Raw genomic sequence first — 16,501 nt, forward strand, 5'->3', positions numbered from 1 at the left:
AGCGACGCGCCCATCGCCAGCCGGCTATCGCTCTGAACGATGAGACGATCGGTCAGAGCGCCAGCTGGCGCCGCAGCTCGGCCAGTACCGGGGCGCTGTCCGGGCGCACGCCACGCCACAGGAAGAAGGCTTCTGCCGCCTGCTCGGCGAGCATGCCCAGGCCATCGAGCACCTGGGCCGCGCCCTGTGCGCTGGCCCAACGGCAGAAGGTGGTCGGCTCCTTGCCGTACATCATGTCGTAGCACACCGTCCTGCCCGGCTCGACCAGGCTGGCGGAGATCGCCGGCAACTCACCCGACAGACTGGCGGAAGTGGCGTTGATGATCAGGTCCACCGACTCTTCCAGCCAGTCGTAACCGCTGGCCGATACCGGCCCCAGGTCGGCGAAGGCCGCGGCCAGTTGCTCGGCCTTCTCCACGGTGCGGTTGGCGATCACCACCGAGGCTGGTTGCTCGGCCAGCAACGGCTCCAGGGCACCACGCACCGCGCCACCGGCGCCCAGCAGCAGGATGCGCTTGCCCTTGAGGCCGACCCCGGCGTTGACCCTGAGGTCGCGCACCAACCCGGCACCGTCGGTGTTGTCTCCCAGCAAGCTGCCATCGGCCTGTTTGCACAGGGTGTTCACTGCGCCGGCGCGCTGCGCTCGACGGGTGAGGCTGTCGCACAGGCGATAGGCTTCCTCCTTGAACGGCACGGTGACGTTGGCCCCGCGTCCGTGGGCGAAGAAGCGCCGGGCGGTGCCGGCGAAATCGTCCAGGGGCGCCAGCAGGGTGGCGTATTCCAGCTGCTGGCCGGTCTGTTCGGCGAACAGCCGGTGGATCAACGGCGACTTGCTGTGGCCGATCGGATTACCGAAGACAACGTACTGGTCCATCTCTTCCCCCTTTGTGCAATGCCGATTCATCCGCCCGGTCCGCTCAGTTGGCGCCGGCCAGCCAGTCGCGATCCTTGAGGAAGTACTCGGTCAGGCGCGCTTCCTCGCTGCCCGGCTCGGCCTTCCAGTCATAACCCCAGCGCACCTGCGGCGGCAGCGACATGAGGATCGACTCGGTGCGGCCGCCCGATTGCAGGCCGAACAGGGTGCCGCGGTCGTAGACCAGGTTGAATTCCACGTAGCGGCCCCGGCGGAACTCCTGGAATTCGCGCTGCTGCTCGGTGTAGGGGGTGGCCTTGCGGCGCTGGATGATGGGCAGGTAGGCCTCGATGTAGGCATCGCCGATGGCGCGCATGAAAGCGAAGCTGGTGTCGAAGTCCCATTCGTTCAGGTCGTCGAAGAACAGGCCGCCGATGCCCCGCGGCTCGTTGCGGTGCTTGATGTGGAAGTAGCTGTCGCACCAGGCCTTGTAGCGTGGATAGACATCGGGGCCGAAGGGCGCGCAGGCGCGTTCGGCGACCCGGTGCCAGTGCACGCAGTCTTCCTCATTGGCGTAGTAGGGGGTCAGGTCGAAGCCGCCGCCGAACCACCAGACCGGTTCCTCGCCTTCTTTCTCGGCGATGAAGAACCGCACGTTGGCGTGGGAAGTCGGTACATGGGGGTTATGCGGATGGATCACCAGGGACACGCCCAGGGCCTCGAAACCGCGACCGGCCAGTTCCGGCCGGTGGGCACTGGCCGATGGCGGCAGGCCGCTGCCGAACACATGGGAAAAGTTGACCCCGCCTTTCTCGATCACCGCGCCATCGCCGATCACCCGGGTACGACCGCCACCGCCGGCAGGGCGGGTCCAGGCGTCCTCGATGAAACGGGCGCCGCCGTCTTCGGTTTCCAGTGCGGCACAGATACGGTCTTGCAGGTCGAGCAGGTAGGCCTTCACGGCCTCGGTGCGGGTAGTCATGGCATCACCTTGGGTCGGGCAAAGCTACGCGGCGCTAGGGATGACGCGCAGGCCGGCGCAAATGGGCGCGTAGCATAACACCGCGCCGGGGCCTGCCGCAGTTGACGAAGGTCAAGCAGAGGAGTCCGATAGGGCACTTTTAACAGGCCGTTCAAAAATGTAGGCGGGCAGCCAGCGCAAGGCGAAAAAAGACGAAAAAAACGCAGTTTACGAGTGTAAATGAGCATTTTGACCGGGCTGGCGCACCAGCCTGTTTTCAACACAGCGATGGCAACGCAGGCAGTTTTTCAACGCCCTGTTCAACATGCGATCGAGGAGAGAGGAAAGATGGCCAAACGTATCCAGTTCCGCGCCCATGGCGGCCCCGAAGTACTTGAGTATGTGGATTACCAGCCGGCCGAGCCGGGCCCGCAGGAAGTGCGGGTCAGCAACCGGGCCATCGGCCTGAACTTCATCGACAACTACTACCGCAGTGGCTTGTATGCGCCACCGGCCTTGCCCTCGGGCATGGGTTTCGAAGGCGCGGGGGTGGTCGAGGCGGTGGGCAGCGCGGTGACCCGCTTCAAGGTCGGCGACCGGGTGGGCTACGGCAGCGGCCCGCTGGGCGCCTACAGCGATGTGCATGTACTGCCCGAAACCAACCTGGTGCTGCTGCCTGAGGGCATCAGTTTCGAACAAGCGGCGGCGGTGATGCTCAAGGGCCTGACCGTGCAGTACCTGCTGCGCCAGACCTACGAACTCAAGGGCGGCGAGACCGTGCTGTTCCACGCGGCGGCAGGTGGCGTCGGCGCCCTGGCCTGCCAGTGGGCCAAGGCCCTGGGGGTGAAGCTGATCGGTACCGTCAGCTCGCCGGAAAAAGCCGCCCTCGCCAAGGGCCTCGGCGCCTGGGAAACCATCGACTACAGCCATGAGAACGTGGCCCAGCGGGTGCTGGAGCTGACCGGCGGACGCAAATGCCCGGTGGTCTACGACGGCGTCGGCAAGGACACCTGGCTGACTTCCCTGGACTGCCTGGCGCCACGCGGCCTGATGGTCAGCTTCGGCAACGCCTCGGGGGCGGTGGAAGGGGTGAATCTGGGAATCCTGGCGGCCAAGGGTTCGCTGTACGTGACCCGGCCGACCCTGGGCAGCTACGCCAACAGCGCCGAGAACCTGCAACGCATGGCCGACGACCTGTTCGGCATGATCACCAGCGGCCACATCAAGGTCGAGATCAACCAGCGTTTCGCCCTGGCGGACGCGGCCAAGGCCCACGTCGAGCTGTCGGCGCGGCGCACCACCGGCTCCACGGTACTGCTGCCCTAGTCAGGGGAAACAGTGGGCGAGGGTGGCGCGCTCCAATCGGCGCCGCAGCCCTCGCCAGCGCGGCTCAGGAAGGCCGGATCACCTTGCCGGTGGCCAGGTCGCGGATCAGGCTGGGGTTCTTGCGTCCACCCAGGCTGCCGCTCAGGACCAGGTCCAGCTGCCCCCGGAAGTACTGTTCGACCCGCAACCGGGTCCGCGCCGCTGGCCGCCCCTGGGGGTTGGCCGAGGTAGAGATCAATGGCCCCACCAGGGCACAGAGCTCACGCACCAACGGATGGTCGCTGACCCGCAGGGCCACGGTGTCGTGGAGCCCGGTGACCCATTCGGGCAACAGGTTCTGATGGGGCACCAGCCAGGTATTGGGACCCGGCCAGGTGCTGGCCATGCGTTCGATCCAAGTGTCGGGGAAATCCTCGAACAGGAAGTCGAACTGGTGGATATTGTCGGCGATCAGGATCAAGCCCTTGTCCACCGACCGCGACTTGATCGCCAACAGGCGATCCACCGCCTCTTCGTTCCACGGATCGCACCCCAGGCCCCAGACCGCTTCGGTTGGATAGGCAATCACCGCCCCTGCGCGAATCTCTCGTGCGGCTTGTTGCACACGCCAACTGCTGACCATTGCCGACTCTCCAGATAAAAGCTGTGCGCAGTTTACCGATCCTGCTTATAAAACCTAGCTCAGGCGCGCAAACCAGCGCCCGTTTTCATTGACCGCGCGACCATCGACCTCCAGCTCGGTCAGGCTCGCCAGCACCCGGGGCAGGGGCCAGCCACTGGCCAGCGCCAGGGCCTCGCTGCCCTGGGGAGCGGCTTGCAGCAGGACCAGCAGCGGATGGGAATCGATGGCGACCGGCTCGACTGACGGCGGCAAGCGTTGCCAGCCCTGTAACGTCTCGAGGATGTGCTGGACGCTTTCCACCAGTACCGCGCCATCGCGGATCAGTTGGTGACAACCGCGGGCTCCGGGGTGATGGATCGAACCGGGAATGGCATACACCTCGCGCCCCTGCTCCGCCGCCAGCCGGGCAGTGATCAGCGAGCCGCTGGCGACACTGGCCTCCACCACCAGCACCCCCAGGGACAGGCCGCTGATGATCCGGTTGCGCCGGGGAAAATGCTCCGGGCGCGGCCCGGTATCCAGGGCGAACTCGGACACCAGCGCACTGCCTTGCTCGACCATCGCCCGGGCCAGCTCCCGGTGACGCTGTGGATAACAATTTTCCAGGCCGGTGCCGAGCACCGCCACGGTGCGTCCGCCGACCTCCAGCGCAGCTCGGTGCGCGGCCCCGTCGATGCCCAGGGCCAGGCCGCTGGTGATGACGAAACCGGCCTCGGCCAGGCTCCTGGAAAACGCCGCCGCAGTATCCAGGCCCGGCCGCGAGGCACGCCGGCTGCCCACCAGCGCCAACTGCGGCGACTCGAGGATCGTCGGATCGCCGGCCACGAACAGCAGGGGCGGGGCATCCTCCAACTGGGCCAGCAACGCCGGGTAGCCAGGCTGGTCCCACATCAGCAAGTGCCTGGCCTGGCCGTCTATCCAGGCCAACGCGCGCCGAGCGCCCTCGCGCACTGTAGCGCTGCGCCGGGCCTCGGCACAGGCCGCCGGCAGCCCCAGGGACTGCCAGGCAGCGGCCGGGGCGCTGAGGGCCTTGGCCGCACCACCGAAAGCCTGGAGCAGGCGCTTGAAACGCATGGGGCCAAGACCAGGCAGTCCATGCAAACGTAGACGAGCCTCCAGTTCCGCTGGGGAAATGGCGCCAATGGTCGGGTGCGACATGGATCATCCTTGATCGTCATGGCTCCGGCGAATACCGGAACAACCTGTGGATAAGTCTGTTGGTAACTTGTTGAGGAACGCCTTCCCTCAAGATCCCGGGCGCTTGCCCTGGCACTCTTGGCCAGGCCAGGCCGGCACGGATGCGCATGGAGGGGGAAAAGCGCCGACGATCCGCCTGCAGCCCAGGGACAGCAAGGCGAACAGTGATTTCCTCAGGGGCTGAATCCCTTTATCATGTGCGTTCGCGTGAAACGCCAGAGCCTGCACGGCTCGCTCCCTTGCAGAGCACGTTTTACATCGGCGGCCCAGGTCCAGGACCTGCCAGGACGCCGGATCCGCCCTCATTTCACACGTGTAGCAATTACGCCTATGGCCATTTTAAACATCCTCGAATTCCCCGATTCGCGCCTGCGCACTATCGCCAAACCCGTGGCCGTAGTGGACGACGAAGTGCGTCAGTTGGTCGACGACATGTTTGAAACAATGTATGAGGCCCCGGGCATCGGCCTGGCGGCGACCCAGGTCAACGTGCACAAGCGCGTCGTGGTCATGGACCTGTCCGAAGACCGCAGCGAGCCCCGGGTCTTCATCAACCCCGAGTTCGAACCCCTGACCGACGAGATGGACCAGTACCAGGAAGGTTGCCTGTCGGTACCCGGCTTCTACGAAAACGTCGACCGCCCGCAGCGGGTCAAGGTCAAGGCCCTGGACCGCGACGGCAAGCCCTACGAGTTGATCGCCGAAGGCCTGCTGGCGGTGTGCATCCAGCACGAGTGCGACCACCTGAACGGCAAGCTGTTCGTCGACTACCTGTCCACGCTCAAGCGCGACCGGATCAAGAAGAAGCTGGAAAAGCAGCATCGCCAGCAGGCTTGATGGCCGTCTTGCAAAGGCTTGCCATGGCAAGCCTTTTTCTTTTTCGCATCTTCAGCAAGCGAGATTCCCCATGACTGAGCCATTGCGCATCGTCTTTGCCGGCACCCCCGAATTCGCCGCCGAACACCTCAAGGCCCTGCTCGCCAGCCCCTACGAGATCGTGGCCGTCTATACCCAGCCCGATCGCCCGGCCGGCCGTGGGCAGAAGCTGATGCCCAGCGCGGTCAAGGCCCTGGCCGTGGAGCATGCGATCCCGGTCTATCAGCCGCAGACCCTGCGCAACGCCGAGGCCCAGGCCGAACTGGCCGCACTCAAGCCGGACCTGATGGTGGTGGTGGCCTACGGCCTGATCCTGCCCCAGGCAGTGCTGGATATCCCTCGCCTGGGCTGCATCAACAGCCATGCCTCGCTGCTGCCACGCTGGCGTGGTGCGGCGCCGATCCAGCGCGCCGTGCAGGCCGGCGACGCCGAGAGCGGCGTGACCGTGATGCGCATGGAAGCGGGCCTGGACACCGGGCCGATGCTGCTCAAGGTAGTCACCCCGATCAACGCCGAAGACACCGGCGGCACCCTGCACGACCGCCTGGCCGCCATGGGCCCGGGCGCCGTGGTGCAAGCCATCGCCGGCCTGGCTGCCGGCACCCTGCAAGGCGAAGTGCAGGACGATAGCCTGGCCACCTACGCCCACAAGCTGAACAAGGATGAAGCACGCATCGACTGGAGCCGTCCCGCCGTGGAACTGGAACGCCTGGTCCGCGCCTTCAACCCATGGCCGGTGTGCCATAGCACCCTTGATGGCGAAAGCGTGAAGGTACTGGCCGCCAACATATCCACAGGCCAGGGCACCCCAGGCGAAGTCCTATCCGCCAGCAAGGACGGCCTGGTCGTCGCTTGCGGTGCCGGCGCCCTGAGCCTGACTCGCCTGCAATTGCCCGGTGGCAAGGCCCTGGCCTTCAGCGACCTGTTCAACAGTCGCCGCGAGAAGTTCGCCAGCGGCAAGGTACTCGGCCAATGAATCCACGCCTGGCCGCCGCCCGTGCCCTGGCCGCCGTACTCAGCGGCAAGGCCTCGCTCAACAGCTCACTGCCCGCGCAGCTGGACAAGGTCGAGGAGCGTGATCGCGGCCTGACCCAGGACCTGGCCTTCGGCACCGCCCGCTGGCAACCGCGCCTCGAGCTGCTGGCCGCGCAATTGCTGCAGAAGCCCTTCAAGGCGGCCGACGCCGATGTCCAGGCGCTGCTGCTGGTGGGCCTGTACCAGCTGTTCTACAGCCGAATCCCGGCCCACGCCGCCATCGGCGAGACCGTCGGTTGTGCCGACAAGCTCAAGAAACCCTGGGCCAAGGGCCTGCTCAATGCCGTGCTGCGCCGCGCCCAGCGTGAGGGTGAGGAACTGCTCGCCGGCATGGAGCGCGACCCGGTGGTGCGTACTGCCCACCCGCGCTGGCTGCAGAAATCGCTCAAGGCCTTCTGGCCCGAGCAGTGGGAAGCCATCTGCGCCGCCAACAACGCCCATCCGCCGATGATCCTGCGGGTCAACCGCCGCCACCACAGCCGCGATGCCTACCTGGCACTGCTGGCCGAAGCGGGCGTTGGCGCCAGCGCCTGCCAGTACAGCCCAGACGGCATCGTGCTGGCCGAAGCCTGCGACGTGCGCGGCCTGCCAGGCTTCGCCGAAGGCTGGGTGAGCGTGCAGGACGAAGCCGCGCAACTGGCCGCCGACCTGCTGGACCTGGCCCCCGGGCAGCGGGTGCTGGACGCCTGCTGCGCCCCTGGCGGCAAGACCTGCCACATCCTCGAAGCCGAGCCGGCCCTGGCCGGCGTGGTGGCCGTGGACCTGGAAGCCAAGCGCCTGGTCCGCGTGCGGGAAAACCTCGAGCGCCTGGGGCTGGACGCGCAATTGATCGCCGCCGACGGCCGCGACACCCAGGCCTGGTGGGACGGCAAGCCGTTCCAGCGCATCCTGCTGGACGCGCCCTGTTCGGCTACCGGGGTGATCCGCCGGCATCCGGACATCAAGCTGACCCGCCAGCCCGACGACATCGCGGCCCTGGCGCAACTGCAAGGCGAGCTGCTGGATACCCTGTGGCAAACCCTCGAGGTGGGCGGCATCCTGCTCTACGCCACCTGCTCGACCCTGCCCACCGAGAACACCGAGGTGATCGGTGCCTTCCTCGCCCGTACCCCGGGCGCCCGGGAGCTGGACCTGGCCACTGAAGCCGGCCTGCGCCAGCCCCACGGCCGCCAGTTGCTGGCCCAGGAGGGCGGCCACGACGGCTTCTACTATGCCAAGCTGATCAAGATCGCCGCATCGCGCGGGTAAGCACAAGAATCTAGGGAGTAGTGGATGAAGATCATCATCCTCGGCGCCGGCCAAGTAGGCGGCACGCTGGCCGAACACCTGGCCAGCGAAGCCAACGACATCACCGTGGTGGACACCGATGGCGAACGCCTGCGCGATCTCGGCGATCGCCTGGACATCCGTACCGTGCAGGGCCGCGGCTCCTTCCCCACGGTGCTGCGCCAGGCCGGGGCGGACGATGCCGACATGCTGGTGGCGGTGACCAACAGCGACGAAACCAACATGGTGGCCTGCCAGGTCGCCCACACCCTGTTCCACACCCCGACCAAGATCGCCCGGGTGCGCGAGGCCGCCTACCTGACCCGTGCCGGCCTGTTCGACAACGATGCCATTCCGGTGGACGTGCTGATCAGCCCGGAACAGGTGGTGACCAACTACATCAAGCGCCTGATCGAGCACCCCGGTTCGCTGCAGGTGATCGACTTCTACGAGGGCAAGGCCCAGCTGGTGGCGGTGAAGGCCTATTACGGCGGCCCGCTGGTCGGCCAGCAACTGCGCCAACTGCGCGAGCACATGCCCAACGTCGACACCCGGGTGGCGGCGATCTTCCGCCGCGACCGGCCGATCATGCCCACCGGCGACACGGTGATCGAGGCCGACGACGAAGTGTTCTTCATCGCCGCCAAGGCCCACATCCGCGCGGTGATGAGCGAGATGCGCCGGCTCGAGGAGTCCTACAAGCGCATAGTCATCGCCGGTGGCGGGCAGATCGGCGAGCGCCTGGCCGAGGCCATCGAAAGCCGCTACCAGGTCAAGATCATCGAGATGAACCCGGCCCGCTGCCGCTATCTCTCCGACACCCTGGACAGCACCGTGGTCCTGCAAGGCAGCGCCTCGGACCGCGACCTGCTGCTGGAAGAGAACATCGCCGACGCCGACATCTTCCTGGCCCTGACCAACGACGACGAGGCCAACATCATGTCCTCGCTGCTGGCCAAGCGCCTGGGGGCGAAGAAGGTCATGACCATCATCAACAACCCGGCCTACGTCGACCTGATCCAGGGTGGCGATATCGACATCGCTATCAGCCCACAACTGGCCACCATCGGCACCCTGCTGGCCCACGTGCGCCGTGGCGATATCGTCAGCGTGCATTCCCTGCGCCGGGGTGCGGCGGAAGCCATCGAGGCCGTCGCCCATGGCGACGCCAAGTCGAGCAAGGTGATCGGGCGGGCCATCGGCGACCTCGGCCTGCCGCCGGGGACCACCATCGGCGCGGTCATCCGTGATGAAGAGGTGCTGATCGCCCACGACGATACGGTGATCGAGGCCGGGGACCACGTGATCCTGTTCCTTGTGGATAAAAAACATATCCGCGATGTGGAGAAGCTGTTCCACGTGGGCCTGAGCTTCTTCTGATCGAACGCTGTCTTGTCCACAGGAGTGACGACAATGCTGGAATCGCTGGAAAAAATGCTCGCCAAGGGTGTGGATAACCCACTGCTGCGCTTCGGCCTGGGCAAGGGTTACCTGGACCAGGGCGAACACGCCCGGGCCGCCACCCACCTGCAACAGTGCGTGACCCTGGACCCGAAGTATTCCGCGGCCTGGAAGCTGTTGGGCAAGGCCTTGCAAGGGCAGGGCGAGCTACAAGCGGCGCGCCAGGCCTGGGAGCAGGGCCTGGAGGCGGCCCGGAGCCAGGGCGACAAGCAGGCGGAAAAGGAAATGACCGTGTTCCTGAAAAAACTCGACCGCCAGTCCCAAGGCTGACCATCACCCTGTAACCGCTGCCGCAGGCTGCGAACGAGCGCAACGCTCGCGAGGCTCTGAAGACCAGCGAGGCTCGACAAGAGACCGCCAAGCGAGGCCCTGTAGTCCTTTTCGCCGCCTCGCGGGATCGGCAGCGGCCACTGGACCGGCTTAGAGATAACGCAGGGCGATGCCCTCGGCGTCCACCTGCACCACTTCCATGCGCACCCGCGGCGCGGCCACCGGCAAGCCCTGCACCTGGCCATAGACCACGGCGCCCTTGGGCAGCCGCGCCAGCTGCGGGCTTTGCACATAGACGCCGCTGGCCGAGAGGTTGCGGGTCTGCCCCAGGCATTCGCCGATGCTCTCGTGGGAAATCTTGATACGGAACGACTTGCGGTGATCGGACATCTTCTGCGCCCTTGTCCAGTGTCCTGTGGATAATCCTCGAGCGAGGTTATCCACAGATCGTGCCAGCTCTGTCAGTACCAGCGCGCCTCGCCAGGAGGGCGCTTCTTGAAACGCTTCATGCTCCACATGTACTGGCTCGGGTAGGCCGCCACGTAACGCTCGACCACCTTGCTCATGGCCGCGCAGGAGACTTCGGTGTCGGTGCTGTACATGTCTTCCGGGGCCGCCTCGAGGATCACCTTGTAGCCCGAGCCGTCGGGCAGGCGCAGGGCATGCAGGAACACGCCAACGGCCTTGCCGCCGGCCAACATGTTGGGCACGAACTTGCTGGTCAGGGCCTGGGTGGCGAAGAAGGGCACGAAGATCCCGGCGGACTCGGCTGGTTCCGGGTCGGCGGGAATGCCCACCGAGCCGCCCTTGCGCACTTCCTTGATGACGCTGAGGATGCCTTCCTTGGTGGAGGCTGCCACGCGGTTGCCCAGTTGCACCCGCTGCTTGCGCAGCAGTTCGTCCACCGCCTTGAGCTTGGGCGGACGATAGAAAATGATCGGTTTGCACTGGCTGCAATAGAAGTGGTTGAGCACTTCCCAGTTGCCCAGGTGGCTGGTGATGCCCACCACGCCCTTGCCCGAGGCCAGGGCCTGCTGGAGCACTTCCAGGCCCTGGACTTCGCGCACCAGGGCAATGGAGCGTTCGGCCGGCCAGATCCAGGCACAGGCGCTTTCGGTCAGGGACTTGCCGATGTCCTTCAGGCTCTGGCCGACCAGACGCTCGCGCTCGGCGGGGTCCATCTGGGGAAAACACTTGGCGAGGTTGATCCGCACCACGTCGCGGGAGCGGTTGGGAGTCTTCCACATGATCCAGCCGATGGCCGCGCCGACCGCCTGCACCGCGCGCCAGGGCAGCAGGGCAAACAACCGCAGAGCTCCCACCAGCAGGGCGCCTTTGAACTTATCCACAGATGACTCCTGATCTCTTGGTCATGGCCTAGTCGCAGCCGGCTATTCTAACCGGCCATCGGCGCCTGTGCGAAAGCGCCTGCCGTGGCGCTCATGGCGCCGGCGAGCCCAGGCTGGAGTAGCGATCGCAGTCGCGGGTGTGGTCCATGACCATGCCCGAAGCCTGCATCAGGGCGTAGCAGATGGTCGGGCCGACGAAGGTGAAACCAGCCTTGCGCAGGCCACGGCTCATGGCCTCGGCCTCGGGCGTCACCGCCGGGACCTCGCTGCGATCGGCGAAATGGTTGATCTTCGGCACACCGCCGACGAAGGACCAGAGGAACGCCACCGGATCGTCCAGCTCCAGCCAGGCCTGGGCATTGCGCCGCGCGGCCTCGAGCTTGAGGCGGTTGCGGATGATGCCCGGATCGAGCATCAGCTCGTCGATCTCGGCATCGCTCATCTGTGCCACCCGCTGCACATCGAAGCCGAACAGCACCTGCCGATAGCGCTCGCGCTTCTTCAGCACGGTGATCCATGACAACCCGGCCTGGAACCCTTCGAGCAATAACAACTCGAACAAGCGCTGCCCATCGCGCAGCGGTACGCCCCATTCCTGGTCGTGATAAGCCATGTACAACGGATCTTCGGTACACCAAAAGCAGCGTGGCATAAGGCTCCAGGGGGCGTGCGCAGGACCGAATCGGGTATACTCCCGCTCCTTAAATCGCAGCCCAAGTAACAGGTGAATTTCGTGAGCCAGCCTACGCCAGCCGTGCGTACCTTCCAAGACTTGATCCTCGCCCTCCAGCAGTACTGGGCCGAGCAAGGTTGTGTGGTACTTCAGCCCTACGATATGGAAGTAGGCGCCGGCACTTTCCACACCGCCACATTCCTGCGGGCCATCGGCCCGGAAACCTGGAACGCCGCCTACGTGCAGCCAAGCCGCCGCCCCACTGACGGCCGCTACGGCGAGAACCCCAACCGCCTGCAGCACTACTACCAGTTCCAGGTGGTCCTCAAGCCCAACCCGGAAAACTTCCAGGAGCTGTACCTGGGCTCGCTCAAGCACGTGGGCCTGGACCCACTGGTGCACGACATCCGTTTCGTCGAGGACAACTGGGAATCGCCGACCCTGGGCGCCTGGGGCCTGGGCTGGGAAGTCTGGCTCAACGGCATGGAAGTGACCCAGTTCACCTACTTCCAGCAGGCCGGCGGCATCGAGTGCTACCCGGTGACCGGCGAAATCACCTATGGCCTGGAACGCCTGGCCATGTACCTGCAGGGCGTGGACTCGGTCTACGACCTGGTCTGGGCCGACGGCCCGTTCGGCAAGGTCACCTATGGCGATGTGTTCCACCAGAACGAGGTGGAGCAATCGACCTACAACTTCGAGCACGCCAACGTCGACAAGCTGTTCGAACTGTTCGATTTCTATGAAAGCGAAGCCAAGCGCCTGATCGAGCTGGACCAGCCGCTGCCGTTGCCGAGCTATGAAATGGTCCTCAAGGCCTCGCACACCTTCAACCTGCTGGATGCACGCCGGGCCATCTCGGTGACCGCGCGCCAGCAGTACATCCTGCGTGTGCGCACCCTGGCGCGTTCCGTCGCGCAAGCCTACCTGCTGGCCCGGGCCAAGCTGGGCTTCCCGATGGCGACCCCGGACCTGCGTGATGAAGTGTTGGCTAAGTTGGAGGCGGCACAATGAGTGCGCAAGATTTTCTGGTTGAACTGGGCACTGAAGAACTGCCACCCAAGGCCCTGGCGACCCTGGCCGAAGCCTTTCTGGCCGGCATCGAAAAAGGCCTGCAGAGCGCTGGCCTGAGCTTTGAAGCCAAGCACGTCTACGCCGCGCCACGGCGCCTGGCGGTACTGATCACCCAGCTGGCCACCCAGCAGCCGGACCGCAGCATCAACCTCGACGGCCCGCCACGCCAGGCGGCCTTCGATGCCGAGGGCAACCCGACCCAGGCCGCCCTGGGCTTCGCCAAGAAGTGCGGCGTGGACCTGAGCGAGATCGACCAGAGCGGTCCGAAACTGCGCTACAGCCAGAGCATCAAGGGCAAGCCTACCGCCAGCCTGCTGCCGACCATCGTCGAGGATTCGCTCAACGACCTGCCGATTCCCAAGCGCATGCGCTGGGCCGCGCGCAAGGAAGAGTTCGTGCGTCCGACCCAGTGGCTGGTCATGCTCCTGGGCGATGAAGTCATCGACTGCACCATCCTGGCCCAGAAGGCCGGCCGCGACTCTCGTGGCCATCGTTTCCACCACCCGGAAAACGTGCGAATCACCGCGCCGGCCAACTACCTGGCCGACCTGCGTGCTGCCTACGTGCTGGCCGATGCCAACGAGCGCCGCGAGCTGATCAGCAAGCGCACCGAAGAGCTGGCGCGCATGCAGGAAGGCACCGCCATCGTCCCGGCCGATCTGCTGGACGAGGTCACCGCCCTGGTGGAATGGCCAGTGCCGCTGGTGTGCTCGTTCGAGGAGCGGTTCCTGGAAGTGCCCCAGGAAGCCCTGATCACCACCATGCAGGACAACCAGAAGTACTTCTGCCTGCTGGACGTGGATGGCAAGCTGCTGCCGCGCTTCATCACCGTGGCCAACATCGAGAGCAAGGACCCGCGCCAGATCATCGAGGGCAACGAGAAAGTCGTGCGCCCACGCCTGACCGACGCCGAGTTCTTCTTCAAGCAAGACAAGAAGCAGAAGCTCGAGGACTTCAACCAGCGCCTGCAGAACGTGGTTTTCCAGGAGAAGCTGGGCAGCGTCTACGACAAGGCCGAGCGCGTTTCCAAGCTGGCCGCCTTCATTGCCCCGCGCATCGGTGGCGACGCCCAGCGCGCAGCCCGTGCCGGCATCCTCTCCAAGTGCGACCTGGCCACCGAGATGGTCGGCGAGTTCCCCGAGATGCAAGGCATCGCCGGCTACTACTACGCCCTCAATGACGGCGAGCCGCAAGACGTGGCCCTGGCCCTCAACGAGCAATACATGCCTCGTGGCGCCGGTGCCGAGCTGCCCAGCACCCTGACCGGTGCCGCCGTGGCCATCGCCGACAAGCTCGATACCCTGGTGGGCATCTTCGGCATCGGCATGCTGCCTACCGGTAGCAAGGACCCTTACGCCCTGCGCCGTGCGGCCCTGGGCGTGCTGCGGATCCTGATCGAGAAGAAGCTCGACCTGGACCTGAACGAAGCGGTGGCCTCTGCCGTCAGCGCCTTCGGCAGCAAGGTCAAGGCCGCCGGCCTGGCCGAGCAGGTGCTGGAGTTCATCTTCGACCGCCTGCGCGCACGCTACGAGGACGAAGGCGTGGACGTGGCCACCTACCTGTCGGTACGGGCCCTGAAACCGGGTTCGGCCCTGGACTTCGACCAGCGCGTACAGGCCGTGCAGGCCTTCCGCAAGCTGCCGGAAGCCGCGGCGCTGGCAGCGGTGAACAAGCGCGTGTCGAACCTGCTGAGCAAGATCGAAGGCAACGTGCCGACCACCATCGAAGCCAAATACTTCGACAATGCCAACGAGTTCTCCCTGTACTCGGCGATCCAGCAGGCGGACCAGGCTGTCCAGCCAATGGCCGCAGCCCGCCAGTACAGCGAGACCCTGGCCCGCCTGGCCGCCCTGCGCGAGCCGGTGGATGCCTTCTTCGAGGCGGTGATGGTCAATGCCGAGGACACCAACGTACGGGCCAACCGCTATGCGCTGCTGGCGCGCCTGCGTGGCCTGTTCCTGGGCGTGGCCGACATTTCGGTACTGAGCTGAGCGGATAGGGAACTGCTGTGAAACTGCTGATACTCGATCGCGACGGCGTGATCAATCACGACTCCGATGCCTATATCAAATCGGTGCAGGAGTGGATACCGATCCCCGGATCGATCGAAGCCATTGCGCAGTTGAGCAAGGCCGGCTGGACGGTGGCGGTGGCCACCAACCAGTCCGGCATTGCCCGCGGCTACTACGACCTGGCCACCCTCGACGCCATGCACGCGCGCCTGCGCGAGCTGGTGGCGGAGCAGGGCGGCGAAGTCGGGCTGATCGTCCATTGTCCCCATGGTCCGGATGAAGGCTGCGACTGCCGCAAGCCCAAGCCGGGAATGCTGCGGACCATCGCCGAACACTACCAGGCCGATCTCGGCCATCTATGGTTCGTAGGTGACAGTCTCAGTGACCTGGAGGCGGCAAGAGCCGTCGACTGTCAGCCCGTATTGGTAAAGACCGGAAAAGGCGAAAAGACCCTGGGGAAAACCCTGCCGGTAGGCACCTTGATTTTTGACGACTTGGCGGCCGTTGCCGCTGAACTTATCCACAATTAGGCCCCTTCTGGCATCCTGACCAAGGACCGTTCGGGAGAGCGCTTTTTAAAGCGGGCACGCCCGCAATGGTAAATGCCGCTATGTCGATCCTGCAGGCCATCAGAACCTTCTTCTTTTACCTGCTGTTGAGCACCAGCGCCTTGCTGTGGTGCTCCCTGAGCTTTTTCATCGCGCCGTTCCTGCCTTTCAAGGCGCGCTATCGCTTTATCAATGTCTACTGGTGTCGCTGTGCCCTGTGGCTGACCAAGGTATTGCTCGACATCCGCGTGGAAGTGAAGGGCGCGGACAATGTTCCGGAACGCCCCTGCGTGATCGTCTCGAACCACCAGAGCACCTGGGAGACCTTCTTCCTCTCGGCCTACTTCCAACCCTTGAGCCAAGTACTCAAGCGTGAACTGCTGTACGTGCCGTTCTTCGGTTGGGCCATGGCCATGCTGCGCCCCATCGCCATCGACCGGGACAACCCCAAGGCCGCCCTCAAGCAAGTGGCGAGCAAGGGCGATGAACTGCTCAAGGACAATGTCTGGGTACTGATCTTCCCCGAAGGCACCCGCGTGCCCTATGGCCAGGTCGGCAAGTTCTCCCGCAGTGGCAGCGCCCTGGCGGTGAACGCCGACTTGCCAGTCCTGCCGGTGGCCCACAATGCCGGCAAGTTCTGGCCCAAGACTGGCTGGAGCAAGCGCCCTGGAACCATCACCGTGACCATTGGCGCGCCCATGTACGCCGAAGGCAGCGGCCCACGGGCCATCGCCGATCTCAACGACCGGGTGGCAGCCTGGAACGAGCAGGCCCAGCGGGAAATGGGTTCATTGCCACCATTGGACTCTGCCACGGATAAGCTTGCTGTATGAACAACTGTGGATAACCTGTGCACGAATTTTCCTGGGACGCTTGAAACAAATATATAACTCACTGATTTATATGCATATTTCAGAAGCTCATAAAATATGGAAAAAGGTGCATAAGTTTTACGCCTAAAGAAAAAAACCGGCTTTT

At 65.0% G+C, this 16,501-nt stretch carries 17 protein-coding genes; 10 read left to right on the forward strand and 7 right to left on the reverse strand.

The annotated features are described in order from the left end of the window. Positions 1-52: 52 nt before the first annotated feature. Together aroE and hemF are read right to left on the reverse strand one after the other, a co-directional pair. Complete coding sequence (aroE, locus tag CAG11_RS00515) at positions 53-874, reverse strand: shikimate dehydrogenase (RefSeq protein WP_085593977.1); 822 nt, start codon at positions 872-874, stop codon at positions 53-55. 43 nt (positions 875-917) lie between these two features. After that, complete coding sequence (hemF, locus tag CAG11_RS00520) at positions 918-1,835, reverse strand: oxygen-dependent coproporphyrinogen oxidase (RefSeq protein ID WP_022642223.1); 918 nt, start codon at positions 1,833-1,835, stop codon at positions 918-920. A gap of 327 nt (positions 1,836-2,162) precedes the next feature. On the opposite strand from hemF, the gene CAG11_RS00525 reads away from it, so the two are divergent. After that, entirely contained in the window at positions 2,163-3,140 is a 978-nt protein-coding gene (locus tag CAG11_RS00525) for an NADPH:quinone reductase (protein ID WP_085593979.1), read from the forward strand. Positions 3,141-3,204: 64 nt separating this feature from the next. Here CAG11_RS00525 and CAG11_RS00530 read toward each other — a convergent pair whose 3' ends face one another. Together CAG11_RS00530 and dprA are read right to left on the reverse strand one after the other, a co-directional pair. After that, positions 3,205-3,762: an L-threonylcarbamoyladenylate synthase gene (locus CAG11_RS00530; protein ID WP_022642221.1), complete on the reverse strand. Its 558-nt coding sequence runs from the start codon at positions 3,760-3,762 to the stop codon at positions 3,205-3,207. A gap of 54 nt (positions 3,763-3,816) precedes the next feature. Next, positions 3,817-4,920 carry a DNA-processing protein DprA gene (gene dprA, locus CAG11_RS00535; RefSeq protein ID WP_085593981.1) on the reverse strand — a complete coding sequence of 368 codons (1,104 nt, stop codon included), beginning with the start codon at positions 4,918-4,920 and terminating at the stop codon, positions 3,817-3,819. A 369-nt stretch (positions 4,921-5,289) separates the two neighbouring features. On the opposite strand from dprA, the gene def reads away from it, so the two are divergent. The 5 genes from def to CAG11_RS00560 all read left to right on the forward strand — a co-directional run bounded on the left by def (position 5,290) and on the right by CAG11_RS00560 (position 9,867). Next, positions 5,290-5,796 (forward strand): peptide deformylase, encoded by a 507-nt coding sequence (gene def / locus CAG11_RS00540; RefSeq protein ID WP_022642219.1) that lies wholly within the window; start codon positions 5,290-5,292, stop codon positions 5,794-5,796. Between the two features lie 70 nt (positions 5,797-5,866). Next, positions 5,867-6,811, forward strand: a complete 945-nt coding sequence (gene fmt, locus CAG11_RS00545) for a methionyl-tRNA formyltransferase (protein WP_031320859.1) — start codon at positions 5,867-5,869, stop codon at positions 6,809-6,811. Next, the gene (gene rsmB / locus CAG11_RS00550) at positions 6,808-8,118 is read left to right on the forward strand and encodes a 16S rRNA (cytosine(967)-C(5))-methyltransferase RsmB (protein ID WP_085593983.1); all 1,311 of its coding nucleotides are present in this window, start codon (positions 6,808-6,810) and stop codon (positions 8,116-8,118) included. The genes fmt and rsmB overlap by 4 nt, the downstream gene beginning before the upstream one ends. A 24-nt stretch (positions 8,119-8,142) precedes the next feature. Continuing rightward, a complete protein-coding gene (trkA, locus tag CAG11_RS00555; RefSeq protein ID WP_053137831.1) occupies positions 8,143-9,516 on the forward strand; it encodes a Trk system potassium transporter TrkA in 1,374 nt (457 codons plus the stop codon). Positions 9,517-9,549: 33 nt separating this feature from the next. Further along, on the forward strand, positions 9,550-9,867 hold the full coding sequence (locus CAG11_RS00560) for a tetratricopeptide repeat protein (protein ID WP_022642215.1): 318 nt from the start codon (positions 9,550-9,552) through the stop codon (positions 9,865-9,867). 150 nt (positions 9,868-10,017) lie between these two features. On the opposite strand, the gene CAG11_RS00565 is transcribed toward CAG11_RS00560, so the two are convergent. The 3 genes from CAG11_RS00565 to tag form a co-directional block, all read right to left on the reverse strand. Next, entirely contained in the window at positions 10,018-10,257 is a 240-nt protein-coding gene (locus CAG11_RS00565) for a PilZ domain-containing protein (RefSeq protein ID WP_022642214.1), read from the reverse strand. 71 nt (positions 10,258-10,328) lie between these two features. Further along, positions 10,329-11,216: a lysophospholipid acyltransferase gene (locus CAG11_RS00570; protein ID WP_022642213.1), complete on the reverse strand. Its 888-nt coding sequence runs from the start codon at positions 11,214-11,216 to the stop codon at positions 10,329-10,331. 91 nt (positions 11,217-11,307) lie between these two features. Further along, positions 11,308-11,868: a DNA-3-methyladenine glycosylase I gene (gene tag, locus CAG11_RS00575; RefSeq protein WP_022642212.1), complete on the reverse strand. Its 561-nt coding sequence runs from the start codon at positions 11,866-11,868 to the stop codon at positions 11,308-11,310. 81 nt (positions 11,869-11,949) lie between these two features. Here tag and glyQ point away from each other — a divergent pair, with 81 nt between their 5' ends. The 4 genes from glyQ to CAG11_RS00595 all read left to right on the forward strand — a co-directional run bounded on the left by glyQ (position 11,950) and on the right by CAG11_RS00595 (position 16,356). After that, positions 11,950-12,903 (forward strand): glycine--tRNA ligase subunit alpha, encoded by a 954-nt coding sequence (gene glyQ, locus CAG11_RS00580; RefSeq protein ID WP_022641565.1) that lies wholly within the window; start codon positions 11,950-11,952, stop codon positions 12,901-12,903. Then, on the forward strand, positions 12,900-14,954 hold the full coding sequence (glyS, locus tag CAG11_RS00585; protein WP_085593985.1) for a glycine--tRNA ligase subunit beta: 2,055 nt from the start codon (positions 12,900-12,902) through the stop codon (positions 14,952-14,954). Before glyQ ends, glyS begins: the two co-directional genes overlap by 4 nt. Before the next feature lie 17 nt (positions 14,955-14,971). Then, positions 14,972-15,505 carry a D-glycero-beta-D-manno-heptose 1,7-bisphosphate 7-phosphatase gene (gene gmhB, locus CAG11_RS00590; RefSeq protein ID WP_053137825.1) on the forward strand — a complete coding sequence of 178 codons (534 nt, stop codon included), beginning with the start codon at positions 14,972-14,974 and terminating at the stop codon, positions 15,503-15,505. A gap of 80 nt (positions 15,506-15,585) precedes the next feature. Next, the gene (locus CAG11_RS00595; protein ID WP_022641563.1) at positions 15,586-16,356 is read left to right on the forward strand and encodes a 1-acyl-sn-glycerol-3-phosphate acyltransferase; all 771 of its coding nucleotides are present in this window, start codon (positions 15,586-15,588) and stop codon (positions 16,354-16,356) included. Positions 16,357-16,501: the final 145 nt, after the last annotated feature.

Origin of the sequence: Pseudomonas sp. B6(2017), assembly GCF_002112765.1 — a bacterium.
Taxonomy (GTDB): domain Bacteria; phylum Pseudomonadota; class Gammaproteobacteria; order Pseudomonadales; family Pseudomonadaceae; genus Aquipseudomonas; species Aquipseudomonas piscis.

Bases quoted from the DNA above. Each gene is read 5' to 3' on its own strand.
- aroE (WP_085593977.1), bottom strand. From the start codon at position 874: ATGGACCAGTACGTTGTCTTCGGTAATCCGATCGGCCACAGCAAGTCG.
- hemF (WP_022642223.1), bottom strand. From the start codon at position 1,835: ATGACTACCCGCACCGAGGCCGTGAAGGCCTACCTGCTCGACCTGCAA.
- CAG11_RS00525 (WP_085593979.1), top strand. From the start codon at position 2,163: ATGGCCAAACGTATCCAGTTCCGCGCCCATGGCGGCCCCGAAGTACTT.
- CAG11_RS00530 (WP_022642221.1), bottom strand. From the start codon at position 3,762: ATGGTCAGCAGTTGGCGTGTGCAACAAGCCGCACGAGAGATTCGCGCA.
- dprA (WP_085593981.1), bottom strand. From the start codon at position 4,920: ATGTCGCACCCGACCATTGGCGCCATTTCCCCAGCGGAACTGGAGGCT.
- def (WP_022642219.1), top strand. From the start codon at position 5,290: ATGGCCATTTTAAACATCCTCGAATTCCCCGATTCGCGCCTGCGCACT.
- fmt (WP_031320859.1), top strand. From the start codon at position 5,867: ATGACTGAGCCATTGCGCATCGTCTTTGCCGGCACCCCCGAATTCGCC.
- rsmB (WP_085593983.1), top strand. From the start codon at position 6,808: ATGAATCCACGCCTGGCCGCCGCCCGTGCCCTGGCCGCCGTACTCAGC.
- trkA (WP_053137831.1), top strand. From the start codon at position 8,143: ATGAAGATCATCATCCTCGGCGCCGGCCAAGTAGGCGGCACGCTGGCC.
- CAG11_RS00560 (WP_022642215.1), top strand. From the start codon at position 9,550: ATGCTGGAATCGCTGGAAAAAATGCTCGCCAAGGGTGTGGATAACCCA.
- CAG11_RS00565 (WP_022642214.1), bottom strand. From the start codon at position 10,257: ATGTCCGATCACCGCAAGTCGTTCCGTATCAAGATTTCCCACGAGAGC.
- tag (WP_022642212.1), bottom strand. From the start codon at position 11,868: ATGCCACGCTGCTTTTGGTGTACCGAAGATCCGTTGTACATGGCTTAT.
- glyS (WP_085593985.1), top strand. From the start codon at position 12,900: ATGAGTGCGCAAGATTTTCTGGTTGAACTGGGCACTGAAGAACTGCCA.
- CAG11_RS00595 (WP_022641563.1), top strand. From the start codon at position 15,586: ATGTCGATCCTGCAGGCCATCAGAACCTTCTTCTTTTACCTGCTGTTG.